General features: G+C 62.7%; 19 protein-coding genes. 6 read left to right on the plus strand and 13 right to left on the minus strand.

Annotated elements, in window-relative coordinates; genetic code table 11:
• Positions 1 to 15: 15 nt before the first annotated feature.
• Positions 16 to 714, plus strand: coding sequence for a glutathione S-transferase family protein (locus PY254_RS04145; RefSeq protein ID WP_281014213.1), 699 nt, complete (start codon positions 16 to 18; stop codon positions 712 to 714).
• 64 nt (positions 715 to 778) lie between these two features.
• On the opposite strand, the gene PY254_RS04150 is transcribed toward PY254_RS04145, so the two are convergent.
• The 6 genes from PY254_RS04150 to PY254_RS04175 all read right to left on the minus strand — a co-directional run bounded on the left by PY254_RS04150 (position 779) and on the right by PY254_RS04175 (position 7,860).
• Positions 779 to 1,393, minus strand: a complete 615-nt coding sequence (locus PY254_RS04150) for an FmdE family protein (RefSeq protein ID WP_281014214.1) — start codon at positions 1,391 to 1,393, stop codon at positions 779 to 781.
• The gene (locus tag PY254_RS04155; protein ID WP_281014215.1) at positions 1,393 to 1,659 is read right to left on the minus strand and encodes a DUF2249 domain-containing protein; all 267 of its coding nucleotides are present in this window, start codon (positions 1,657 to 1,659) and stop codon (positions 1,393 to 1,395) included. The genes PY254_RS04150 and PY254_RS04155 overlap by 1 nt, the downstream gene beginning before the upstream one ends.
• A 77-nt stretch (positions 1,660 to 1,736) precedes the next feature.
• Complete coding sequence (gene ubiE, locus PY254_RS04160; RefSeq protein ID WP_281014216.1) at positions 1,737 to 2,504, minus strand: bifunctional demethylmenaquinone methyltransferase/2-methoxy-6-polyprenyl-1,4-benzoquinol methylase UbiE; 768 nt, start codon at positions 2,502 to 2,504, stop codon at positions 1,737 to 1,739.
• Between the two features lie 47 nt (positions 2,505 to 2,551).
• Positions 2,552 to 3,922, minus strand: coding sequence for a metal-dependent hydrolase family protein (locus PY254_RS04165; RefSeq protein ID WP_281014217.1), 1,371 nt, complete (start codon positions 3,920 to 3,922; stop codon positions 2,552 to 2,554).
• A gap of 74 nt (positions 3,923 to 3,996) precedes the next feature.
• A complete protein-coding gene (gene plsB / locus PY254_RS04170) occupies positions 3,997 to 6,660 on the minus strand; it encodes a glycerol-3-phosphate 1-O-acyltransferase PlsB (RefSeq protein ID WP_281014218.1) in 2,664 nt (887 codons plus the stop codon).
• 300 nt (positions 6,661 to 6,960) lie between these two features.
• Positions 6,961 to 7,860, minus strand: a complete 900-nt coding sequence (locus PY254_RS04175; protein ID WP_281014219.1) for an HAD family acid phosphatase — start codon at positions 7,858 to 7,860, stop codon at positions 6,961 to 6,963.
• 135 nt (positions 7,861 to 7,995) lie between these two features.
• On the opposite strand from PY254_RS04175, the gene PY254_RS04180 reads away from it, so the two are divergent.
• The 3 genes from PY254_RS04180 (at position 7,996) to PY254_RS04190 (ending at position 14,338) form a co-directional block, all read left to right on the plus strand.
• Complete coding sequence (locus tag PY254_RS04180; RefSeq protein ID WP_281014220.1) at positions 7,996 to 9,027, plus strand: AI-2E family transporter; 1,032 nt, start codon at positions 7,996 to 7,998, stop codon at positions 9,025 to 9,027.
• Positions 9,028 to 9,271: 244 nt separating this feature from the next.
• Positions 9,272 to 11,299, plus strand: a complete 2,028-nt coding sequence (locus PY254_RS04185; protein WP_281014221.1) for an alpha/beta hydrolase family protein — start codon at positions 9,272 to 9,274, stop codon at positions 11,297 to 11,299.
• 120 nt (positions 11,300 to 11,419) lie between these two features.
• The gene (locus tag PY254_RS04190; RefSeq protein ID WP_281014222.1) at positions 11,420 to 14,338 is read left to right on the plus strand and encodes a TonB-dependent receptor domain-containing protein; all 2,919 of its coding nucleotides are present in this window, start codon (positions 11,420 to 11,422) and stop codon (positions 14,336 to 14,338) included.
• A 207-nt stretch (positions 14,339 to 14,545) separates the two neighbouring features.
• Here PY254_RS04190 and PY254_RS04195 read toward each other — a convergent pair whose 3' ends face one another.
• Positions 14,546 to 16,528, minus strand: coding sequence for a UvrD-helicase domain-containing protein (locus tag PY254_RS04195; protein WP_281014223.1), 1,983 nt, complete (start codon positions 16,526 to 16,528; stop codon positions 14,546 to 14,548).
• 174 nt (positions 16,529 to 16,702) lie between these two features.
• On the opposite strand from PY254_RS04195, the gene PY254_RS04200 reads away from it, so the two are divergent.
• Together PY254_RS04200 and PY254_RS04205 are read left to right on the plus strand one after the other, a co-directional pair.
• Positions 16,703 to 17,335, plus strand: coding sequence for a thymidine kinase (locus PY254_RS04200; protein ID WP_281014224.1), 633 nt, complete (start codon positions 16,703 to 16,705; stop codon positions 17,333 to 17,335).
• 22 nt (positions 17,336 to 17,357) lie between these two features.
• A complete protein-coding gene (locus tag PY254_RS04205) occupies positions 17,358 to 18,128 on the plus strand; it encodes a hypothetical protein (RefSeq protein WP_281014225.1) in 771 nt (256 codons plus the stop codon).
• A 59-nt stretch (positions 18,129 to 18,187) separates the two neighbouring features.
• On the opposite strand, the gene PY254_RS04210 is transcribed toward PY254_RS04205, so the two are convergent.
• The 6 genes from PY254_RS04210 to PY254_RS04235 form a co-directional block, all read right to left on the minus strand.
• A complete protein-coding gene (locus tag PY254_RS04210) occupies positions 18,188 to 18,787 on the minus strand; it encodes a nitroreductase family protein (protein ID WP_281014226.1) in 600 nt (199 codons plus the stop codon).
• Between the two features lie 247 nt (positions 18,788 to 19,034).
• Complete coding sequence (mutM, locus tag PY254_RS04215; protein WP_281014227.1) at positions 19,035 to 19,862, minus strand: bifunctional DNA-formamidopyrimidine glycosylase/DNA-(apurinic or apyrimidinic site) lyase; 828 nt, start codon at positions 19,860 to 19,862, stop codon at positions 19,035 to 19,037.
• 13 nt (positions 19,863 to 19,875) lie between these two features.
• On the minus strand, positions 19,876 to 20,373 hold the full coding sequence (locus PY254_RS04220) for a hypothetical protein (protein WP_281014228.1): 498 nt from the start codon (positions 20,371 to 20,373) through the stop codon (positions 19,876 to 19,878).
• 3 nt (positions 20,374 to 20,376) lie between these two features.
• A complete protein-coding gene (locus PY254_RS04225) occupies positions 20,377 to 21,732 on the minus strand; it encodes a GldG family protein (RefSeq protein ID WP_281014229.1) in 1,356 nt (451 codons plus the stop codon).
• Positions 21,732 to 22,502, minus strand: a complete 771-nt coding sequence (locus PY254_RS04230; protein WP_281014230.1) for an ABC transporter permease — start codon at positions 22,500 to 22,502, stop codon at positions 21,732 to 21,734. The genes PY254_RS04225 and PY254_RS04230 overlap by 1 nt, the downstream gene beginning before the upstream one ends.
• On the minus strand, positions 22,499 to 23,260 hold the full coding sequence (locus PY254_RS04235; RefSeq protein ID WP_281014231.1) for an ABC transporter ATP-binding protein: 762 nt from the start codon (positions 23,258 to 23,260) through the stop codon (positions 22,499 to 22,501). Before PY254_RS04235 ends, PY254_RS04230 begins: the two co-directional genes overlap by 4 nt.
• Between the last annotated feature and the right edge of the window lie 17 nt (positions 23,261 to 23,277).

A 23,277-nucleotide genomic window follows, 5' to 3' on the forward strand; every position in this document is an offset into this window, starting at 1 on the left:
GAGAGGTTTTGCGCCATGTACCAGTTGCATATTGCCAACAAGAACTACTCGTCGTGGTCGTTGCGGCCGTGGTTGCTGCTCAGCGAGTTGGGCATTCCGTTCGAAGAGCAGCTGGTGACGTTTGCCCAGGGTAGCGGCTCCAGTTGGCAGGTGTTTCGCGCGTTCTCGCCGAACGGCAAGGTGCCGTGCCTGCACGATGGCGAGCGCGTAGTGTGGGATTCACTGGCCATCGTCGAGTATCTGGCCGATCGCCATGTAGACGTCTGGCCGTCTGATCCGGACGCTCGCGCGTGGGCGCGTTGTGCTGCTGCGGAAATGCACGCGGGCTTTGCGGCCTTGCGCAACCAGTGCGGTATGAACTGCGGGCTGCGGATTCATCTGCCGGATGCGTTACCGGCGGCGCTGCATGCCGACGTCTCGCGTATCGATGAGCTGTGGGGCGAAGGGCTGACACGATTCGGTGGGCCGTTCCTCGCTGGCGTGAAGTTTGGTGCCGTCGATGCGTTCTTCGCACCGGTGGCCTTTCGTATCCAGACGTATGGGCTGAACCTTGGCGCGGCGTCGATGGCGTACGTGCGGCGCGTGCTGGCGTTGCCCGGCATGCAGCGCTGGTATGCCGCCGCACTGCAGGAAAGTTGGCGCGACGAGGAGCACGAAACGGAGGCGCAGCAGTCGGGCCGCGTGTGGCAGGATTTGCGCGTACCGACAGCTTGAAGTCTCTGGTCCGTGTGTCGCTGGTGCCGACGCAACGAGGCTGATGCATGCGGCGCCGTGCCGGTCAGTTCAGCCGGGTTACCCGAACCACGGCAGGATCGTCAGCATGCTTCAGCAGCAAGCACTCCACGCGCGCCTGCCAAGCCTGTCCGAACGCGGCACGTTGCTCCTTGCTGGCATTCGGATCGAGTGCAGCTCCCAGCAGCGGTCGCATATTGGGCGGCGCGGGTACGTCGCTCATGTCCAGTTCCACCGACACGCTGGCACCGGTATCGCGCCGGCTGACCTGCAAGGTTGCGCCGTCGATGGGTGCGTCGAAGTGCAGCAGGGACTGACGCGCAAACTGGCCGGCAATGCCATGGAAACCATTGGCGGCGGCCGCCCCGGTGATCAGCGTGAACACCTGGGTGATGACGCCGTTGACACCTTCGCTTTCCGGGCCGGCCATCTGCACGGTGATACCCCCACGTTCGGCCGGGCCATCCGGATACAGCGCGTGCAGTGCGGCACGCGCCATCAAATAAGCGCCGGCCACCGTGGGGCAGGAGTGGCCAGCCAGGCGCACGGCGTCGATGTAGTGGTAGTCGATCAGCCCGTCATCGGCGGCACCAAGCAGTTCCGCCAGTGGATCACGCACGGTGATCACCGGAGCGTGGTCGAAGAAGGTGGGGTAATGCATCACTCCACCGGCAAACCGGTAATGCCAAAGTCGATCACCACCGCGTCCGCATCGCGCTGGCGATAGGTCACGGTGAGGTTGTCGCCGAGGCGCTCGCGCAGCTGGGCGATCAGCGGGATCGGGTCATGGTCGTTGACGAAACGCATGGTCTCGCCCGAACGCAGCGCACCGATCGCACCGAAGATGGCCGAGTGGCGAAAGCGACGAGCCACCCCCCGTGCATCAAAAAGATGGGTGTTCTGTTCTGCAACAAGTTCGACGGTCATGCGGCTGGGCTCGTGGGATGGGGAGTCCAACATACGCCGCAGGCCGCGGCGGACCACTGATCTGGATCAGCGTTCGCCTAGAATTTGTACGCGCGATGGATTGCCACGACACCGTTGGTGAGGTTGCGCACCTCGACGCGACCAAAGCCGGCGCGCTCCATCATGCCTTTCAGCGTTTCCTGGTCCGGATGCTTGCGAATCGACTCGGCCAGGTATTGATAGCTGTCGGCGTCACCGGCGAACAGCTGGCCAAGTTTCGGCAGGATCTTGAACGAGTGGAAATCGTAGAGCTTGCTGAAAAGCTCGCTCTGCACCTTGGAGAACTCCAGCACCAGCGCACGGCCGCCAGGTTTCAACACGCGGTAGATGTCCGCTAGCGCCTTGTCCTTGTCAGTGACATTGCGCAGGCCGAACGCCATCGTCACTGCATCGAAACTGTTGTCCGGGAACGGCAGCGCCTCGGCATTGAGCTGAGCCCAGCGCAGGCCGGACACCAGCCCCCGATCGGTCAGCCGGTCACGGCCGACGCCGAGCATCGCCGCGTTGATGTCACCGACCACCACGTCGCCGGTATCGCCGACGACCGGCTTGAGCAGGGCGGCGATGTCTCCGGTGCCACCAGCCAGATCCAGCACGCGGTCACCACGACGTACGCCACTGGTCGCCACGAAATGGCGTTTCCACAAGCGGTGCGTGCCGAACGACATCAAATCGTTCATCAGGTCGTAGCTGCGCGCCACCGAGGTGAATACCTGGCCGACCAGCTTCTGCTTGTCGCCGACCGGCACGTCGCGGAAGCCGAAGTGGGTGGTGGATTCAGTGCTGGATTTGCTGGGCTCGTTCATCCGGCAATATTACAGGATCACCCCTGGCCACCAGTGAATGCCGTACTTCATTGCAGCGTGGCTGCCCCGTCTTCCTTGTAGACCACGCCATCCTTCATGACGAAGCTGACGTGCTGCATCACGGTGATGTCGTCCAGGGGATTGCCCGGCACCGCGATCACGTCGGCGCCACGGCCTGCAACGATCTGGCCGTACTGATCCTGCTTGTGCAGCAGTTCGGCGGCATGCGTGGTAGCCGCCTGCAGCACGAACATCGGCGGCATGCCGGCTTGCACCATGTATTCGAATTCCTTCGCGTTGTCGCCGTGCGGATAGACACCGGCGTCGGTGCCGAAGGCGATCTTCACGCCCGCCTTGTACGCCTTGCCGGCAGTGGCCATGATCACCGGACCGACCTGCTCGGCCTTGCGTGCCACCTGCGGCGGATACCAGCCTTCCTTCGCCTTCTCCATCACGAACTGGCCGGCGATGATGGTGGGCACGTACCAGGTGCCGTGTTCCTTCATCAGTTTCATGTCCTGCGCGTCCATGAAGGTGCCGTGCTCGATCGAGTCGACACCGCCAAGCACTGCGCGGCGGATCGCTTCGGCACCGTGCGCGTGGGCGGCCACGGTGAAGCCGTAGTCGTGCGCCGCATCAACCACCGCTTTGATTTCTTCCAGCGTCATCTGCGGATTCTCGGAGCTGGAGCTTTCGTCCAGCACGCCGCCGGACGGCATGATCTTGATCAGGTCGGCGCCATCTTTGTAGTGCTGGCGTACGGCTTTCCACGCGTCGGCGGGTGAGTTGATGATGCCTTCTTTCGGGCCTGGGTCGCCCTGCAGATCCCAGCGGAAGCCGTTGGTGGGATCGGCGTGGCCACCGGTGGTGCCGATGAACTGGCCTGCAGTGAAAATGTGCGGGCCGGGAACGAGGCCGGCGTTGACCGCATTGCGCAGCGCGATCGACGCGTTGTCGCCGTCACCGAGATTGCGCACGGTGGTGAAGCCGGCCAGCAGGGTGCGCCTGGCGTAGACCGTTCCGCGGATGGCGCTGTCGGCAGGATTCAGTCGGAACTTGTCGCTGTACGTGCTCTTGCTGAACTCCATGGTCAGGTGCGTGTGCGTGTCGATCAGGCCTGGCATGCAGGTGGAGTCGGCCAGCTTGATGTAGTGGAACGCCGAGCCGGTGTCGTTCGCCGCCTGTTGATAAGGTGCGGGGTCGATCGAGCCGGCGTGCATTTCCTTGATCTGGCCGTCAACCACCACCAGGCTGGTTTCGCCGAGCATCTTGCCGGCGACCGGGTCGAGCAGGCGCGGGCAATCGAGCACGCTGACCGGGTGTGTGCCGGCGCCCGCATGACTGGGCGCGTCGGCGATGGAAGCCAGGGGCAGGCACGCCAGAACGGCGCTGAACAACAGGCGGTGTGGCGAGGTCATGGGCAGGCCTTTGGTTGAAGGTGCGGCCATCCTACTCGGCTGCTTCCCCGCTGGGGAGGCAAGGCCAGATGCGCTCAGACGCCCGGCGGTTGGGTGCGCCGTTCTTCACCGCTGCGCCGCTCATGTTCAAGCTTTTCGGCATCGACGTGACGCTGGTGCAGGTCGCTCGCCGAAGCGTCGTCTGGCACTGAGTCGATTGGTGGCACGGCCGTGTCGCCGGTTGCGGCCGGGTCGATCTCGGCCAGGTCGGACTCTTTGTCGCCACCCGGCGTGATCTTGAGGATCGAGTGACGCACCTCGCGCGACAGGATCACCCGTGCGTCGCGCACCATGTTTTCCAGCGCGCTGTCGTATTCGATCTTGCCGTCGGTGTCGGTCCAGATGATGCGCCGCTCGCGCAACTTCTGGATGAAGCCGCGGAACAGTGCCTTGTCGAAGAATTCCGGTGCGGTCAGTTCGTTCAACAGGGACAACCGCTGCGCAGTGAGCGTGCAGGCGCTTTCAAGTTCACCGCCACTCATCGTGTGCGGCCCGTTCTTGGCCAGCGCGGCGATGGTGATGTAGTAACGCTCGAACGCCTGGATCAGGCTGCGCGCGATCACCTTCAGCTGGAAGGCGCCATCGTCCTGGCCGGGGCTGCGTTCGAGCGTGCGGCCATCATTGGTGCATTCAAGCAGGCCGCGGCGCACGAAGAAGTCGATGGTGGCTTCTATCTGGGCGACAAAGCCGTCGGCATTCCACGGCAGGAACAGCTCAGCCTGGATGAACGGATAAATGATGTGACCCAGGCGCAGTACCGACGCGCGCGCCATCCGGCGATTGTTGAGGAAACAGCAGGCCACCCACGCGGCGGTGGCATTGAGATGCAGCACGTTGTTGCGGAAGTAGCTGAGCAGCACGGCCTGCTCGGCGCTCACGGTGAGCACGTCGCCGAGCGGATGCTGTACGCGCTGAATCCAGCCCATCTGCTCGCCGTAGGCGATGATCGCGGTCGGGTTCATCGGGGTCAGCGTGACGCGGTCCGAATACGGCAGTTCCTCCAGCATCGCCTTGCTGAGTTCCAGCTGGGTCAGCAAGTCGTTCTCGGCCATCGCGTGTTTCGGCGTGGCCAGCAGGGCCAGTGCCAGCAGGTTGATCGGGTTCACATCTGCCGCGCGGTTGATGTTGATCTGGATCTGCTCGGCCAGACCGTCGGCCACCGAGTTCAGCCATTCGGGTTTCGTATCCGGATCAGCAGCGGCCGCGCGCCAGTCGCTGCTGGCGGCGTCCAGCAACGGCGTCAGCTCGATCGGTTCGCCGAAATTCAGCGCCACATGACCGTAGCGTTGGCGCAGCACCTTCAACCCGCGCAGCAGGCCGATCAGCGACTCCTTCTCTTTCGCCTTGCCGCTCAATTCACCGGCGTAGGAGGCGCCTTCCATCAATTTTTCATAGCCGATGTAAACCGGCTGGAACAGCACCGGCCGACGCGGGGCACGCAGGAACGCACGTATGGTCATCATCAGCATGCCCGCGCGCGGTGCCAGCAGGCGACCTGTACGCGAACGGCCACCTTCGATGAAATATTCCATCGGTACGCCGCGGTCGATCAGCTGCGCCACATATTCGTTGAACACCACCGAATACAGTGCGTTGCCGCGGAAGCTGCGGCGCAGGAAGAACGCGCCGCCACGGCGCAGGATCGGCCCGATCACGGGCAGGTTGAGGTTGACGCCCGCCGCAATGTGCGGCACCACGACGCCGGATACATGCAGCTGATAGCTCATCAGCAAATAGTCGGCATGGCTGCGGTGGCAGGGCACATAGATCACTTCATGACCGGGCGCCGCGGCACGGGCCTTGTCGAAGTGATGCATGGCGATGCCGTCGTACAGCTTGTTCCAGAAGTTGCTGAGCAGGAACGAAGCCGAGCGCACCACCGGATGCGAATAGTCGGCGGCGATTTCCAGCAGCAGCTTGTTTGCCTTGCGCCAGGCCTTGGCCGGGGTGATTTTTTCCTTGCTGGCGGTAGCGGCGATCGCCGCGCGCACCGGCTCGGCGTTCAACACGGCATCGACCACCGTGCGCTTGTGCGACAGGTCCGGTCCGATCACCGCCGCGCGAATGCGGTGGAAATGGGTGCGCAGTACGCGGGCGACCTTGCGCGCGAAACGCTCCGGCGCAATCGTGCCGGAGTCGTCCAGCATCTGGCGCAGCGATACCGGTGCGGAAAAGTGCACCACGGTGTCGCGCCCATTCAACAGCAAGGCCAGCAAGCGTCCGAAGCGGCCAACCATGACCCAGTTTTCCGAGAACAGCACGCGGAACCAGCCGGATTCACGACTCGGCGCGCGGCCTACATAAATCGACACCGGCACCACCTGGATGTCGAAATCCGGACGGTTTTGCAGCGCCTGCGCCAGTTGCCGTAGCGGCTCGCTGGCGGCACGTTTGCGGTTGCGTCCGAAGATCCAGCCATCGCGGCGGGACAGCGCAAATACCGAGCGGCGCCGACGTGTGCCGGGTAACGCCTGCATCGGGCTGGGCAGGCCAGCGTCGCGGCAGGCGCGTTGCAGGATCAGCGCGTCGGAGAAACCATCACGCTCGATCACGTAGCACACCGGTGCGCCGACCTGCAGCAGCGTGGCCGGCTCGGCCGGATCTCGGCGGATACGTACCCACGGCTGCAGCAGTTGGCCGGCGAGGTTGAACCACCAGGGTGCGGGTTGGCGGGCGGGAGTGTCCGCAGAACTGATCATGGGCATCCGCCTATTCTAACGGGTGTGCCATTCGGTCTCGCGTTACGGCGGCGTTGGAGCATGGCGGCGGCATCAGGTTGCCGGGCGCGCAACGCGGAAGATGGGCGAAATTCCGGGGGCCGCATAAAAGAAAACCCCGCGGGCGTTGGCCTCGCGGGGAAATCCGGCAAAGCCGGAAGGGAAATGGCCTTGCCTGCAAAGCACGTTGGTCAGCAGGTGTTGGCAGGAAGAGCATAAGGCTTTGCCGAAGTTCAGGCAACACTTTTCTTATGTTCCATAACTCATTGATATAAATGCATTTCAATTAATCTTGAGTGACTCAATCTTGCGCTGGCGGCGCTGCGCCGGCGTACCGGAGCGGTCATTGCCAAACATCGCCGACTCCCAAGCGCCGTACGTAGGGTTGGGCAAGACGAACCAGCGGGTACCAATCCACGGCAGATAAGCGGCGACAGCCTGGCGGTGTCCGGCAAAGGTGTTGGCGCTCGGGTCGACGAAATCACCGAGCTGGTCGCCGAACTGCATCAATACGCGGTAGTGCCGGGCGACCCACTGGCGACGGCAACCTTTTGCCGAGCCTTTCTGCTGGCAGCCCTCGACCACGGTACCGAGGCCAAGGAACGATGCTGCGCTGCTGACTGGCAGGCCGACCTTGCGCAGATTGGCCAGGGTGGGCTGGTCCAGCTCCTTGGCCCGGTTGGAGATGTAAATCACGGCGATGCCGTGTTTCGCTGCGAACTGGGTGAACTCCACCGCACCTGGCAGGGCGCGTGCCACTTCCTCGCGACACCATGCAGCCCATTCGGCCTCGCTGTATTCGTGGCCGTTTTGCACCATGCGTGCCTCGAACGGCGAGTTGTCCAGCACGGTTTCGTCAATATCCAGCACGATGGCCGGCTTGAGTCCGTTCAGTGGCGTGGTGCGATCAGACTTCGCCAGCGCATCCCAATGACGGTCGTGCAGCGCGGTCAGCAGGCGTGATTGTGCGTCACGGTAGGTCTGCAGATAGATGAGGTCATGTTCGATCGCGCGCTGGGTCCAGCCCACCGCGTTGAGGTTGTCGTTCGCCGCAACGCTCGGCGCCGCGGCCGGTGCGGGTGTTGCGGTCGGTATGGCAACCACGGGCTGCTGGTGTGGCGCCGTGGCACAGCCGGCCAGTAGCGCGAACGCGAGCAAGGTGGAGGGCAGGCGCAGTGACATCGGTAATCCTCGGGCGAGATAGGGGGCAATCGGAACGGCAGCATGAACAAAGTCTACGACAGTCACCGCGCAGGGCTGGCAGGGGCGGCGGGCTGCTGACAGACTGGCTGCCCCGCTTTCACGGTCTTGCCCAGCATGGATTGTTCCTTGCCCGCCTTGCGCGCGCCTTCGCCGCTTATTCGCTACGCAAGCTATGTATTGGCCGCTGTCACGCTGCTGCTGGTCATCGAAATCCATTTGCTGCCGACGTTACTGGCCGGATTGCTGGTGTTCGAACTGGTTCAGACGATGGTGCCGCTGCTGGGTCGACGTATCTCCGGCGACCGTGCGCGCGTGGTGGTGGTGGCCGCGCTTGGCGCCGTAGTGGTTGGCTTGCTGATTCTGTTGATCCTCGGTGCGATCAGCCTGTTCCACAATGAAATCGGCAATCCGCAATTGTTGTGGCAGGAACAATTGATGCCGCTGGTGGAGAAGGCGCGGCAGCAATTGCCGGCCATGCTGGTGAACAATTTGCCGTCCAGTGTGGACGACCTGCGGGTCGGTGCGATCGAGCTGGCGCGCAAGCATGCAGCGACCTTGCAACTGGCCGGCAAGGGCGCGGTGCGGGCGTTCGTGCACATCATCATCGGGCTGATTCTGGGCGCGATCGTGGCGCTGGGCCGCACCCGGCCGGCTCATCAGATGGGGCCGTTGTCGGCGGCGCTGAGTTTGCGTTGTCAGCGACTGGCTGAGGCGTTCCACAATATCGTGTTCGCGCAGATCAAGATCTCGCTTATCAATACCGCGTTCACTGCCGTCTTCCTGCTTGGCGTGCTGCCGTTGATGGGTATTCATGTGCCGCTGGCCAAGACGTTGGTGGTGGTGACCTTCGTGTTCGGCCTGCTGCCGGTGCTGGGCAACCTGATCTCGAACACCGCCATCGCGGTGGCCGGCCTGTCGGTGTCGCTCGGCGTAGGTATTGCGGCGTTGGTGTTCCTGATCCTGATCCACAAGCTGGAATATTTCCTCAATGCACGCATCGTCGGCACGCAAATCCGTGCCCGCGCGTGGGAGTTGCTGGTGGCCATGCTGGTGATGGAAGCGGCCTTCGGCCTGCCGGGCGTGATCGCCGCGCCGATTTACTACGCCTACCTGAAGTGTGAGCTGGAAGCGGAAAAGCTGATCTGAGGCGTCCGGCCGGTTACAGCCTTCAGACCAGGATTGCCCAAGGGGTGGTCAAGCGCATTGCTGCGCCTCTTGGCGCCGTCTTTTCGCAAGTCTCTCGCTGCGGCGCTTCTTCTTGCGCGGCCTAGGAATTTGTCGTGTTCAATCTGCGGGCAAGTTCCTGCTATCGTCGAACGTAAATTTGTCGTTATGCTGCGATGGCGTACTAACAAGTTGGGGCTGGGCCACTTTTTTGGGGAGTAGAAAGATGCGGTATACGTTCTTCCAGGCATTACTGGGCGGCATTCTTGCGACTGCCTTGGCGCAAGGCACGGCGCAGGCCGCTGAACCGATTCCGGTGGAATCGCTGGCGCGCTTGCCGGCACTTCAGTCGGTGTCGATGAGCCCGGATGGCAAGCATCTGGTCGGGTTGATTCCATCACCGAAGAATGCCGACGTCACCGCGTTGGCCACATGGGATACCGACTCCCTCTCCTCCGGCCCGAAAATGGTGACGCCATCGGGTCACATGGAGTTCATCGCGGCGTTTGCCCTGAAGGCGGACAAAGTTCTGGCGGTTGCGCGCCAGGAGTGGACCGGCGACCTTGGCGGTTGCGGTGAAGGCAAGAGCATGGGCGCCACGGAAACCTTCGTGGTCAAGAATTACCTGACCAGCATTGACCAGAAGGAATTTGGCGAGGCTTTCGCCAATGACAAGCGTCAGGTGGGTGTGAGCAAGGCGACCGAGCGCTGTCTGGAACTGGCGGGTACGTCGTCGCTGGTAGACATGCTTCCGCTGGACCCGGACCGGGTCATCATCAGTCAGTTGAGCCAGATCACCTGGACCTCCAACTACTATCTGTACAACTTGAAAACCAAGGAGCGTGAGCTGCTGTTCAAGGGTGGCAATCGTGCTTCGCCGAGCCTGTTCGACTCGCGTACCGGCAAGGTGCTGGCCAAATCGCAGATCGAGCCCATCGGCGGTGGTTACGAGCAGCAGGTGTTGTTGCTGAATGCCAAGACTGGCCAGTTTGACCTGCAGCCGGCGCTGACCACCAAGCTTTCGGATCGCTACTCGGTGACCGTGAATGGCATCGACGACGCCACCGGCAAGTACTACGTCCTGACCGATCAGTTCTCGGACAAGATGCAGGTACGCATGTATGACCCGGTTGCAAAGAAATACGATCCGGAAGCGGTTGTTGCCGACAAGAATTTTTCCATCGGCGGCCTGTTGTTCAGCACGCGCGTCAGCAACTTCAACCAGATCGTGGGCTTCGTGGTCGATGGCCCGCATCGTCAGGTGGTTTACGTCGAGCCGGCCCTCAAAGGGATTCAGGATTCCATCAAGCAGGCGTTTCCGGGCCAGCAAGTCGGTATTTCCAGTTATAACGACGACCTCTCCAGGGTGCTGTTCACCACCGAGAGCGCCAGTGACCCGGTGGCTTACCACCTGTTGCTGGACAAGAAGCAGGTGGCCAACCTGGGCAGTTCGCGTTCGTGGATCGGGAAAGATCTCACCATTGATGAGAGCTGGGTAACTTATCAGGCCCGCGACGGTCGCCAGATTCCCGCGATCCTCGATCTGCCCGTGGGCTGGAAGCAAGGTGACGCGCCGGCACCCGCCATCGTGATGCCGCACGGTGGTCCGTGGGCCCGCGACTATGAGGGTTGGGATGTGTCGGGTTGGATACCCATGCTGACTTCGCGTGGCTATGCCGTGCTTCGGCCGCAGTATCGGGGTACGGAAGGTCTGGGTCGCGAACTGTGGCTGGCCGGCGACAAGGAGTGGGGCCTGAAGATGTCCGATGACCTGGACGACGGCGCCGCCTGGCTGGTTTCGCAGCATATTGCCGCCAAGAACCGCATGGCCATCTTTGGTTACTCGTACGGTGGTTTTGCTGCCGTGGCTGCCAGCGTTCGTTCACCCTCGCCGTTCCAGTGTGCTATCGCCGGCGCTCCGGTGGCCAATCTTGGCCGCTTGGGTACGTCGTGGAGCGACAACCGTCTGCAGCGCATTCTGCAGGGACAGACGGTCAAGGGCATGGACCCGATGAAGAACGCCGACAAGGCGCATCTTCCGATCATGCTGTTCGACGGTACCCGCGACGTGCGCACACCGCCGGCGATCCACGCCCATCCGTTCTATGAGGCGGTGAAGGACAAGGTCCCGGCCCAGTTCCACTGGATTGCCGACATGCCGCACAGCATGCCGTGGTATCCACGTCAGCAGCGCGAAACGCTGAATTTGATCTTGAACTACCTTGCAAAGGACTGCGGCCAGGTCTCCCAGTAAGGGAGGAAATCTTGCGGTCGAAGCGCAAGGTTGCATGTGTTGCGAACATCGGGTTACAGTCATTTAACCGCAAAATAATGCGGTTAAAACAATTTGTTTTGCTTAGGGGGAGGGGATTACATGAGCAAGTTCGTGCAACGTGGGCTTCAGCGTCTGCCGCTGACTGTGGCAGTCATTGCGGCGCTTCAAATCATGCCTGTTTTCGCGCAGGATCAGGCGCCAGCGGCCAATGCCGCCAGCCAGTCGACCAGCAGCACCACGACTGACAAGCAGGCTGACAAGGCCAAAGACGCGCAGAAGGTCAAGGACCTCGAGTCCGTCAGTGTCACGGGCAGCTTGTTGAAGCGCCCGGAATATCAAAGCACCTCGCCAATCCAGGTGATCGAGGTCAAGAACAACATTGCGGCTGGCCAGTTCGACACGGCTGACTTCCTGCAGACGACCACGGTGGCTGCCGGTTCGACGCAGATCAACGGTCAGTTCGGCGGCTATATCGTCGAAGGCGGCACCGGTGTGCAGACGGTCAACCTGCGTGGTCTGGGTGCTGGCCGCACTCTGGTGCTGCTTGACGGCCAGCGACCGGGTCCGGCAGGTACACGTGGCCAGGTCGGTGCATTCGACCTCAACGTTATCCCGCAGGTCATCCTGTCGCGCATTGAAATCGTCAAGGACGGTTCCTCTTCCCTGTATGGCTCCGATGCACTTGCCGGCGTGGTCAACCTGATCACCCGGAAGCGCATGGACCGCCCGGAAGTGAGCTTTGCCGCCAGCGTGCCGGAGCATGGCGGTGGCGAGCAGTACTCCGCGTCGTTCGGTACCGGCTGGAACTTCAGCAAGGGCAGCGTCGTGGTGGCAGCGCAGCTGGACAAGCTCGAAGCGCTTTCGGTTGGTGACCGCGACTTCCTGAGCTGCAGTCAGGATCGGGTCTGGGGTACGGACGGCCAGCGGATTGATCGTGCGGATCACTCGGTTCTGCAAGGTTCAAATCTGGCCGGCTGCAATAATCTGTATGCCAACTCGATCATTGATTACTTCAAATCCACGAAGCGCTACGTGCCGTCGGCGGACGGCAGCACGGTTGGTCCGTTCCCGGGCTACCACCCGCGTCCGTATCCCACCAAGACGTATGCCAATTCTCCGCAGGCCTACTACGAAGATCAGCTGAACTTCCCGTTTGTCGGTAGCTCGGATGCGATCAGCCAGCGTCAGCGCGCCACCCTTTACGGCGCCAGCAATTTCAGCTTTGGCGCGGTGAACTGGGACACCCAGTGGCTGTTCAACCGTCGTGAAAGCAAGACGCACAGCTATCGGCAGTTCTTCCCGATCGTCTTCAACGAGACGGATGGCCGCTACTACGAGCCGATCATGCCGTTCCCGTCGGACGGCAAGGAGACGGTGGATTACTTCTACGGCACCACCAAGCTGAGCGGCCTGTTCGAGTCGACCGACAGCTGGTCGTGGGAAGCCAACGCGGGCTTCAGTCGCTCCAGCGGTGATTACAGCCAGCTGGCCATCGACGCTCGCAAGACGGGTGACCTGAACAACGCGGCAAATCTTGCCGCTACGCCGCCGGTGAGCTACTTCGACCCGGGTATTTTGAATGGCAGCAAGATGTCTGACCTGGTCGGCGCCATCGGCACCCAGATCCACGGCAACACGCTGTACAAGCAGGCCACTGCCAATGCGGTGGTGACTGGCAATCTGTTCGCGCTGCCGGCTGGTGACGTGGGTGCCGCGTTTGGCGCGGAGTTCCGTCATTACTCGATCGACGACCAGCCGTCCGATTTCTCCAAGAACGGCTGGCTGTGGGGTTCCACGTCGGCTCAGGTGACCAAGGGCAGCGACCACGTCACCGAGGTCTTCAGCGAAATCGACGTGCCGTTGCTGAAAGCATTGCCGGCGATCGAGTCGCTGTCGCTCAACCTGTCTGGCCGCGCGTTCAAGTACGCCAGCACGCCCGGTACCGACAACGTCTGGAAAATGGGTCTGAACTGGCAGCTCACGCCGACCTTCCGTCTGCGTGGAACGCTCGGTACGTCCTTCCGTGCGCCAGGCCTGTATGAGCTGTACCTAGGCAACCAGACCGGCTTCCAGGGTCAGCTCGCGGTTGACCCCTGCATTCTGTGGGGCGACAGCAGCAATGATCGCATTCGTGCGAACTGCGCCGCAGCGGGCATTCCGGCAGACTACGCGGCCAGTGGCAGTTCGTCGGCGACGATCTACTCGGGTGGCGGCAAGGGCTTCCTGAAGCCCGAGACGTCCAGGGCCAAATCCGCGGGTCTGGTGTGGACGCCGACCTTCGCCAACATCAACCTGGCAGTCGACTATTTCGACTATGACGTGCGTGGCGAGATCACCCAGCTGGGTGCTGGCGACATCGTGTTTGGTTGCTACGGTTCGACGGTCTATCCGAACGCGTTCTGCAACCAGCTCAAGCGCAACTCGCCGTCCGATGCCGGTCATCCGAACATGATCACGGAAATCTACAGCACGTACGTGAACATCAATCGTGAGCGGACTCGTGGCTACGATCTGCAGATGAACTACAGCAACGACTTCTCGTTCGGCAAGCTGACGGCTGATGCGCAGGTCACGTACACGATGTCGGATACCTACCAGTTGTTTGACTCGGCGGCGGCAGGTGGTTTCAGCTCCGCAGAGCAGATCGGCTATGTCGGCCGTCCGCGCACCGTGGGTGTTTCTGACCTGAGCCTCAAGCGTGGCGACTGGACCTACACCTGGCAGGGTCGCTATGTCAGCACCACCAAGAACCTGGATCTCAGCAACACCTACACCTATCTGGGTTACGTGGGTGCCAAGCGCGATATCAAGGCGGGCTGGCAAATGCTGAACAGTGTCTCGGCGACGTATGACCAGCCGCACTGGAGCCTCATGCTGGGTGTTCGCAACTTGTTCGACAAGCAGCCGGACCTGATCTCACCCAGTTCGGGCACGGTTGTCGGCAATACACCGCTGTATGCCTCGCAGTACGACTGGTACGGTCGCACGATCTTCGCCCGCTTCAATTACAAGTTCTGATTCGGGTGTAACAACGTGCATGAAGAGGGGGCGACGTCAGTCGCCCCCTTTTTTTTGCCCAAATTCAGTTCTCGGCAGCGCTGGCACTCTCGTCGGGTCGACAACACCATCGTCCGCACACGGTCATCCGGCTTCGGTCGGAGCGGTGGTGATCTGTTGCGCCGGCATTCTGCGGCCGGTCAGAGACTGTGCGACCCGAGGGAAGTATCAGCCGCCAGCCAGCATCGCCTTGATCCGCGCCATATGCGACTCGGCGGTTTCGCGAGTCACTTCCTTGTCCGCCTCCGGGTCCTTGCCTTGCCAGTGCAGGTCGTCTTGCGGCAGCTCGTGCAGGAAGCGGCTGGGCTGGTTGCGGTGGACTTCGCCGTAGCGTTTGGTCTGTGCGTTCCACGACAGGGTCAGCAATTCCTTCGCACGGGTAATGCCGACATACATGAGCCGGCGTTCTTCTTCGATGCGGCCTTCGTCGATCGCGCCTTCGTGCGGCAGGGTGCCGTCTTCGCAGCCGACGATGAAGACGAAGCGGAACTCCAGGCCTTTGGCTGCGTGCATGGTCATCATGCGCACGGCATTGCCCGGCTCATCGCGATCGGCGTGACTGAGCAGGGCCAGTTGCGAGGCGAGGTCGCCGGCCGTGTTGCCACCCTTCTGCATCGCGCGGAACCAGTCGGCGAGTTCCTTGAGGTTGCCCAGTTTGCGCTCGCGCACGCTGGCGTCCGGTGTGCTGGCAGCAATCTGCGCGGCGTAGCCGGTACGCTTGAGGATCAACTCGACCAGGTCGGCCGCGCTTTCGTGCAGCGAGGCGCTGCGTAGCTCGTCGAGCAGGTTCGCGAATGAGGCGAGTGCTGCCGCCGGGCGCGGAGTGAGTTGGCGCAGCACGCCGTCGCTGCGCGTCGCGTCGAGTAGCGACGACTGCCGCGATTGCGCCATCTGCCCGAGCTTCTCCAGCGTAGTCGAGCCTATCTCGCGCTTGGGCACGTTGATTACGCGCAGGAAGGCCGCGTCATCACTGGGGTTGGTCAGCAGGCGCAGATAGCACAGCAAGTCCTTCACTTCGGCGCGATCAAGGAAGCTGAGCGCGCCGGTAAGGTGATACGGCACGCGGGCGAGGCGTAGCGCCTTTTCCAGCGGGCGCGCCTGGAAGTTGCCGCGATACAGGATGGCCATGTCATCCCAGCGTGTCTTGTGTTTCTCGGCCAGGGTGGTGGCGATGGCCGCAACGCGTTCGGCTTCGTGTTCGGCTTCCTTGCATTCCAGTACGCGGATCGCTGCACCCTCTGGGAGCTCGCTCCACAGCTGTTTCTCGTGCAGATGCGGGTTGTTCGCGATCAGCTTGTTCGCCGTGCGCAGGATGCGTTTGCCGCAGCGGTAGTTTTGCTCCAGCTTGATCACGCGCAGGTTCGGCCAGTCGCGACCGAGCTGGTCGATGTTCTCCGGGTTCGCGCCGCGCCAGGCGTAGATCGACTGGTCGTCGTCGCCCACGCAGGTAATACCACCGCGCTCGCCGGTCAGTGCTTTCAGCAGCCGATACTGCGCGTCGTTGGTGTCCTGGTATTCGTCTACCAGCAAATAGCGGAAGCGCTCTTGCCACTCTGCACGGCATGCGGCGTCGCTTTCCAGAATACGCAACGGCAGCCGGATCAAGTCATCGAAATCCACCGCATTGAACGCGCTGAGGCGCTGCTGGTACAGGTCGTAGATGGTGGCGGCCTCGATCTCGCGCGGGCTGCGTGCAGCGGCCAGCGCTTCTTCCGGCGAGAGGCCGCCATTCTTGGCGCGACTGAGCAGGTTGCGCAGGTTGAACAACACGTCGTTCTTCACACCTTTCGGCGCCAGCTCCTTTACGATGCCGCCGCTGTCGTCGGCATCCATGACCGAGAACCCGCGGCGCAAGCCGGCGCGTGCGTGTTCAATCTGCAGGAATTTCAGCCCCAGCGCGTGGAAGGTGCTCACGGTGAGCGCAGCGGCATCTTCACTACTGACCAGCTTGGCCACGCGCTCGCGCATTTCACGTGCGGCCTTGTTGGTGAAGGTGATCGCGGCGATCTTGTGCGCGCTGAGTTTGCGACGCTGGATCAGGTACGCGATCTTCTGCGTGATCACGCTGGTCTTGCCGGAACCGGCGCCGGCCAGCACGAGCAGCGGCCCCTCGCAATGTTCGACGGCGGCCTGTTGTTGGGGGTTGAGCATGGATCGGAACAGTACGAAATGCGGAGGCTGATGTTAGCAGAGCCTCCCGCTTGGCCCGTCAGCGGCGGGTCACGTCGGCGTCAGGGAGCTGGCGGGTGTGAGAAACTGCGCTGCGGAACCTGGCCTTTGCACGACTCTGGCCACATTCCCTTTCCCATCTCGAATGCTGGCGCCATGGCCAAACTCTATTTCTATTACTCGGCAATGAACGCCGGCAAGACCACCACACTGCTGCAAAGTGCGTACAACTATCACGAGCGCGGCATGCGCACGTTGATCCTCACGCCGGCGCTGGACAATCGTTTCGGCGAAGGCGTGGTGGCGTCGCGGATCGGCCTGAAGGCGAACGCGCGGCGCTTCGCCGGCAGCGAAGATCTGTTCGCCATGGTTGAGCAGGACATCGCCGCACGTGGCGCGATGCATTGCGTGTTTGTCGACGAGGCGCAATTCCTGAGCAAGGCGCAGGTATGGCAGATCAGCGACGTGGTCGACCGCTTGAATATCCCGGTACTGGCGTACGGCCTGCGTACCGATTTTCGCGGTGAACTGTTCGAGGGTAGTCGCCACCTGTTGGCCTGGGCCGACAATCTCGAAGAGATCAAGACGATCTGTCACAGCGGGCGCAAGGCCACCATGGTGGTGCGTGTGGATGAGCTGGGCCGCGCGGTCACCGATGGTCCGCAGGTTGAGATCGGCGGCAATGAACGCTATGTCTCGGTGAGCCGCGCCGAATTCAAGAAAATCAGCGCCGGCCAGGGCCGTATCGAGTTGCAGCAAACGGTGCTGCCGCTGGGCGAGCGCGAATGAATCGACTTCACAAGGAAACCGCATGAACGATCCCACCTCGTCTGCCAGCTGGCCGCGCCCTTATTGGCAGGCCGGCCATGAAGAAGCCATGCTGCAGTTCTATGTATTCGGCAAGTTCGACGCCGAACTGCTGATTCCGTCGCCACGTTACGGCAGCCCGGGCTTGCCGGAGGGCGTCGAGATCCAGCGCTTCCAGAACGCAGTTTTGCGCCAGTGGGAAGGCTATCCGTTGAATGGCGCGCTGGGTCAGTTGATCAAGGATGACGCGCCAGAAGCCTATGAGAACGCGCGAATTGCCCCTGAAGTGCTGGTAGTGCGCGGCGTATTGAAGGATGCAGAGACGCTGGATTACCTGCGCGATACGTTGGGTGTATTGGCCGGCATGCTTGATATTGGCGGCACCTCGATCCTCGATCCGCAGATTCTCACCTTGTTCGATGCGGACCAGTGGCGCAGCCACTACCTGGTGAAAGGTGGCGCGCCGCCGCGCAACCATGTGCTGATCCTGCGCAGCGCGGACAAGCTGCCCGACCGTTCATGGGTGCACACGCGCGGTATGCGCAAGTTCGCCCGTCCGGACATCAGCCTGCGCAACGTGCCCGATAGCGAACTCAATCGGGTCGGCGTGCTGTGCGAGCGGCTGGTGGAGTTGATGTCGCTGGGCGTGAATTTCGCCGCAGGCCATGAGGTGGAGGTTGATGGCCTGGCCGAGGCCCTGGTCGGGCAGCCCGGCGGTAGCCTTGATGACCCGGACTTCAACAACACGCACGTTGCGTTCCACTGGCCGCAGTAGGCGCCGCAAACACAAAGGGCGACACCGAAGTGTCGCCCTTTGTGTGAGGCGAGTCGTGCTCAGCCCTTGACGATGAAGCGCTGGCTGTCGTCCATGAAAGCCTTCTCGCCAAAGCCGCCTTCGTGCGAACCAAACGGCATCTGCGCGCGCAGCTTCCACGACGCCGGCACGTTCCACTCCTGCAGCGCGGCGTCATCCACCACCGGGTTGTAGTGCTGCAGGCTGGCGCCCACGCCGGCCTCGGTCAGTGCCAGCCACACGGCGAACTGCGCCATGCCGCCCGCCTGCTCGGACCACACCGGGAAGTTGTCTGCATACAGCGCGAATTTCTCCTGCATGCCGGTGACCACCGCCTGATCTTCATAGAACAGCACGGTGCCGATACCGGCGGCGAAGCTATCCATCTTGGCGGCGGTTGCGGCGAACGCTTCTGCCGGCACAATTTTCGCCAGCGCCTGCTTGGTCAGCTCCCAGAACTTCTCACTCTGTTCGCCGAACAGGATCACCGCGCGCGAACTCTGCGAGTTGAACGACGAAGGCGTGTGCCGCATCGCATCCTTGATGCGCTGGGTCAGTGAGTCCTTGTCCATCGACACGTTCCTGCCCAGCGCGTACTGGGTGCGGCGCTGCTTCAGCGATTCGATCAGGCTGCTGTTCATGGTGATTCCTCGGGCAATAGGGTTCGGTGCGTGGGAATCGCGGTGTTTGATAGGCGCTTTCAGGAAACAGTAGTTTCGAATCCTCTGCTGCCTGAGACGTCGGACTGAGGTCAGGCTGGATGCCTGATCCACCGCACTTCGCGATCCATGGCAAGCATGTTAGGCGCGAAAGTCGGCGTGACTAGCCGGTCGCTCGTGGCTAGTCTGTTTCCAGAAAGAAACGATGAGGCGTGAACTGGGTTGCGCCTCAACGCTGGCAGTGCGGGCACCAGAACGTCGAGCGTTGGCCCAGCGTGACTTGCCGGATTGGTGTGCTGCATACGCGGCAGGGTTCGCCGGTGCGGCCGTAAACCGTCAGTTCGCGAAAGAAATAGCCGGGTGCGCCGTCCGGGCTGAGGAAGTCGCGCAAGGTGGTGCCACCGCGTTCGATCGCCCAGGCCAGCAGGCGTTTCACTTCCATGGCCAGTCGCGCGTAGCGCGGCCGCGAGACGTTGCCGGCAGCGCGGCGTGGATCAATACCGGCGTAGAACAGCGCTTCACTGGCGTAGATATTGCCCACGCCAACAACAATCGCGTTATCCATCAGGAACAGCTTCACTGCTGCCTTGCGTCCGCGTGAGAGACGCCACATCAGGTCGCCATCGAACGCATCAGTGAGTGGTTCCGGCCCCAGCTTCGCCAGTAATTCGTGAGTCTCACCCGGCGCTTGCCACAACAGACAGCCGAAGCGTCGTGGATCAGTGAAACGCAGGATGCGTGGCGCTTGCGCGTCGGTGCGTTCGAGCGCGATGTCGACGTGATCGTGTTTGCCGAGCGGGGCATCTGGCGGCAACACGCGCAGCACGCCACTCATGCCCAGGTGCAGCAGCGCGCTACCTGCTTCGGTGTGCAGCAGCAGATACTTCGCGCGACGTTCCACCGCGTCGATCCGCTGACCGGGCAGCAGCGTGCTGATCTCCGGCGGAATCGGCCAGCGCAGATCGGGACGACGCAGAATCACGCCGGTCACGCGGCGACCGATCAGGTACGGCGCGATGCCGCGACGGGTGGTTTCAACTTCGGGCAGTTCGGGCATGCGATCTGACCGGTCAGTGCAGTTGGGTAGTTGCGATTTCTGGTGATCGTGGCATGTAGCGCGACGACACCAAGGCCACGCGTGTGCCGATGCGCACGTAATGCTGCGGTCCGGTGACCGAGCTTTCGCCGAATTCCAGCTTCTGTCCGTTAAGTACCAACACAGCACGCGGTGGCGTCAGGCCAATTTTTGCCGACTCAAAGTCGCTGGCTGGACGCCAGCTCAGCACATGTGCCGCCGCGATTTCGCTGAGGTCATTGAGTCGGTCATCGTCGGCGACGCGGCTGGGCGTGCCATCCGTACGCCACCAGTGGCCGCCGGCGTGCTTGGCGTAGTTCAGCGCGGGTGCGCCGGGCAAGGTGAGACTGATCTGCGTGATCGCACTCGGGTCCAGTGCGGTCAGATTGCCGGTTTCCTGGCTGGTATCGCGCAGCCACTGCCAACCGGCCAGCGCCAGCAGGGCCAGCACGACCAGCAGCAACAACAGGTTTTGACGATGAGCGCGCTTCATCGCTCAGCGCCGACGCCGGCGCCACACAATGCCGCCGCCGATCAGCAACAGCAGCAACGGCAGCGCGATCAGGAAGCCGAAACTCAGTGCGTTCAGTTCGCCCTGCGATATCTGCAGCAGGCGATCGGGTGCGCCGCGCGGCGGCAGATTCACCAGCTTGTCGTCGCCCAGCAGCCAGTCGAACACGCGCTCGCCCAGTGCTCGATTGCCGCCATTGCCGAGGAAAGTATTGGACAGGAAATCGCCGTCGCCGATCACCACCGCGCGTTGCTCGCTCTTGTCCGGGCTGGGCGAGAGTCGACTCAGCGCGAAGCCGAAATCCAGTGGCCCCTTCAATTCGCCCGCCGCCGCATCGAAACGGATGTCCGAGGGTTTGCTGTTGTCGATCGGTGAGAACTCGGTCCAGCTTTGCGGGCTGGAACGCAGGAAGGCTTTCACTCCCCATTGGCTGCTCGCGACCTGAGCAAGAGCGGAGACCTGCGGGAACAGGGTGGTCAGCTGGAAGCCGGTGGTGATCGCCTGCGGCGGATAGTCGCCCAGCGTGATCAGGCGTGGGTCATGCAGGCCCAGCGCCGTGCCGGACCCGTCGACCAGCACGCCGGGCAGCACGCGCACGCCCAGCACGTCAGCCAGTGGCTTCAGTCCGAGCTCGTTGTTTGCCGGTTCGGTCAGCCACAGCAGGTTGCCACCGTTCTGCACGTAAGTGACCAGCGCCTGCACCGCCGCAGGCGGCAGCGCAACTTCCGGGCTCGCCAGCACGACCAGATCGGTGTGCTCGGGCACCGCGCTGACTTGAGTGAAGTTCAGTGGCACCGCGCGCATGCCGCGGCTTTCGAGCTGGGTGATGAACATGCCCAGGTCGGCGTTGCCCTGACCGTCGGCGCGACGCTCGCCATCGCCGGTGACAAAGGCAACAATGCGGTCGCTGCCACGCAGCAGGCGTTCCAGTGCATTGGTCAAGCTGCGTTCGGACAACTCGTCCAGCCGTTGCTCACGATCCTGGTAATGCAGGATCAACGCGCCGTCGACAGTGACGCCCAGCTCTCGCATCTTCGCGGGGTCGAGTTGCGGGTCCACGAAGCGCACGCTTAGGTCGGTTTTCACCGCCTGATAGCGCTGCAGGAAGCCGGCGACGGTCTGGCGCAGGTCGCCTTGTGGATTGGCGTAACTGATGATTTCCACCGGACCTTGCAGTTGCGTCAGTACGGCGCGGCTTTCCGCGGACAGGCTGGTGCGGCCATCGGCGGTCCAGTCCGACTGTTTCGCATAGCGAGTGGACAGATAGCCGAGCGCGGCAACGGCAAGCACCAGCAGCGCGGCGAACAGCCAGCCGCCCAGACGTCTGAAAATACTTTTCATCAGCCACGCTCCCGGTCGGCATCGAGTCGGCGCGTAGCCAGCGCCAGCGAGAGTGTGGTGAACAGCACGAACCACACGATGTCCGTGCTCGACATCAGCCCGCGCAGCATGGGTTGCAGGTGTGTACTCATCGCCAGCCAGTTGATCGCGCCGCCGTTGATGCCAGCCATCTGCGCGCCGAAATTCACGCCCCACAGCGCCAGCGCGATGATTAGTGCCGCCGCCGCCGCAATCGCCGGATGCGAGGCGAAGCTGGAACAAGCGACCGCGATCGCGGCGAGCGTGGCCAGCATCAACGCGAGGCCCAGCGTGGCAGCGGCAAGCTTGCCCCAGTCGAAGTGGGTGGCATGCATCAGCACCAGCGGCATCGCCAGCGTGAGTGCCAGCCACAGCAGCAGCCAGCCGAGTATCGCCAGATACTTGCCCAACACGATGCGCGAGGCCGGCACGCCGGCGGCGAACATGAGCGGCAGGGTGCCATTGCGCCGTTCGCCGGCGATCACCGACATGCCGAGCAACGGCACCACCAGGAACGCGAGTTGTGCGAGTTGGCCCAGTAGCGGCACGCCAACCAGATCAATGAAGCCGGGACCGTCGGGCTGCGCGGCGCGCTGGATTTGTCCGCCCAGGAAGCTGCCCAGCAACAGGGTGAAGTTCCATGCCAGCCAGGCCACGGTCAGCGCCGCCAGCACCCACGCCAGTGGGCGCACCAGCAGGCGCCGCCACTCCAGTCGCGCCACCGCAGCGGTATTCATCAGCAACTGACTCATGCGGCCTGCGCCTTGCTTGTGCCGCTCATCGCAATTCCGAAAAACGTCTGTTCCAGCGCGGCGTGGTCATCGACAAGCACCGGGCCGTCATGGCGCAGCGTGCCCTCGTGCAGGATCGCCACGCGATCGCATACGGCGGTCACCTCCGCCAGAAGATGGGTAGACAGGATCACTGCGGTGCCTGCCGCCGCCTGTTCACGGATCAGTGTGCGCAGCGAGGCGACCTGCACCGGATCGAGTGCATTGGCCGGCTCATCCAGTACCAACAGTGTGGGCCGATGCACCAGCGCACAGGCCAGCCCCAGCCGCTGACGCTGTCCCTGCGACAGTACGCCGGCCAGACGGCGGGCCAGCGGCTGCAATTCCAGCCGCTCGATGATCGCGGTGCGAGCGGCGCGCAGAGTGCTGCCACGGATGCCGCGCAGTCGCCCATGTGCGTCGAGATGTTCCTCGACGGTGAGTTCGGCCCACACCGGCGCCCGCTCCGGCAACCAGCCGATCTGCCGGCGAGCCAGTTCCGGGTGCTCGAGGAAATCCTCGCCGTTCAGCTGGATGCCGCCGCTGTCAGGGCGCAGCGCGCCGGCAATCATCGACAAGGTGGTCGACTTGCCGGCGCCGTTGACGCCCAGCAAGCCCATCACCTGGCCGCTTTTCAACGAGAGGCTGAGGTCGTGTACCGCCAGACGACCGGCGCGTCGGCGACTGAGGTGGTCGAGTTGCAGAACGGTCTGGGGAGACGCAGGGAGGGTCGTTGTCATTGCCTGATTGTCATGGC

This window comes from Rhodanobacter sp. AS-Z3 (assembly GCF_029224025.1).
Classification (GTDB): Bacteria; Pseudomonadota; Gammaproteobacteria; order Xanthomonadales; family Rhodanobacteraceae; genus Rhodanobacter.

Coding starts and splice junctions, on each gene's coding strand:
- plsB (WP_281014218.1), bottom strand. CDS start 6,660: ATGATCAGTTCTGCGGACACTCCCGCCCGCCAACCCGCACCCTGGTGG.
- PY254_RS04185 (WP_281014221.1), top strand. CDS start 9,272: ATGCGGTATACGTTCTTCCAGGCATTACTGGGCGGCATTCTTGCGACT.
- PY254_RS04235 (WP_281014231.1), bottom strand. CDS start 23,260: ATGACAACGACCCTCCCTGCGTCTCCCCAGACCGTTCTGCAACTCGAC.
- PY254_RS04225 (WP_281014229.1), bottom strand. CDS start 21,732: ATGAAAAGTATTTTCAGACGTCTGGGCGGCTGGCTGTTCGCCGCGCTG.
- PY254_RS04175 (WP_281014219.1), bottom strand. CDS start 7,860: ATGTCACTGCGCCTGCCCTCCACCTTGCTCGCGTTCGCGCTACTGGCC.
- PY254_RS04210 (WP_281014226.1), bottom strand. CDS start 18,787: ATGAACAGCAGCCTGATCGAATCGCTGAAGCAGCGCCGCACCCAGTAC.
- PY254_RS04220 (WP_281014228.1), bottom strand. CDS start 20,373: ATGAAGCGCGCTCATCGTCAAAACCTGTTGTTGCTGCTGGTCGTGCTG.
- mutM (WP_281014227.1), bottom strand. CDS start 19,862: ATGCCCGAACTGCCCGAAGTTGAAACCACCCGTCGCGGCATCGCGCCG.
- PY254_RS04195 (WP_281014223.1), bottom strand. CDS start 16,528: ATGCTCAACCCCCAACAACAGGCCGCCGTCGAACATTGCGAGGGGCCG.
- PY254_RS04230 (WP_281014230.1), bottom strand. CDS start 22,502: ATGAGTCAGTTGCTGATGAATACCGCTGCGGTGGCGCGACTGGAGTGG.
- PY254_RS04155 (WP_281014215.1), bottom strand. CDS start 1,659: ATGACCGTCGAACTTGTTGCAGAACAGAACACCCATCTTTTTGATGCA.
- PY254_RS04145 (WP_281014213.1), top strand. CDS start 16: ATGTACCAGTTGCATATTGCCAACAAGAACTACTCGTCGTGGTCGTTG.
- PY254_RS04165 (WP_281014217.1), bottom strand. CDS start 3,922: ATGACCTCGCCACACCGCCTGTTGTTCAGCGCCGTTCTGGCGTGCCTG.
- PY254_RS04200 (WP_281014224.1), top strand. CDS start 16,703: ATGGCCAAACTCTATTTCTATTACTCGGCAATGAACGCCGGCAAGACC.
- PY254_RS04180 (WP_281014220.1), top strand. CDS start 7,996: ATGGATTGTTCCTTGCCCGCCTTGCGCGCGCCTTCGCCGCTTATTCGC.
- ubiE (WP_281014216.1), bottom strand. CDS start 2,504: ATGAACGAGCCCAGCAAATCCAGCACTGAATCCACCACCCACTTCGGC.
- PY254_RS04205 (WP_281014225.1), top strand. CDS start 17,358: ATGAACGATCCCACCTCGTCTGCCAGCTGGCCGCGCCCTTATTGGCAG.
- PY254_RS04150 (WP_281014214.1), bottom strand. CDS start 1,393: ATGCATTACCCCACCTTCTTCGACCACGCTCCGGTGATCACCGTGCGT.
- PY254_RS04190 (WP_281014222.1), top strand. CDS start 11,420: ATGAGCAAGTTCGTGCAACGTGGGCTTCAGCGTCTGCCGCTGACTGTG.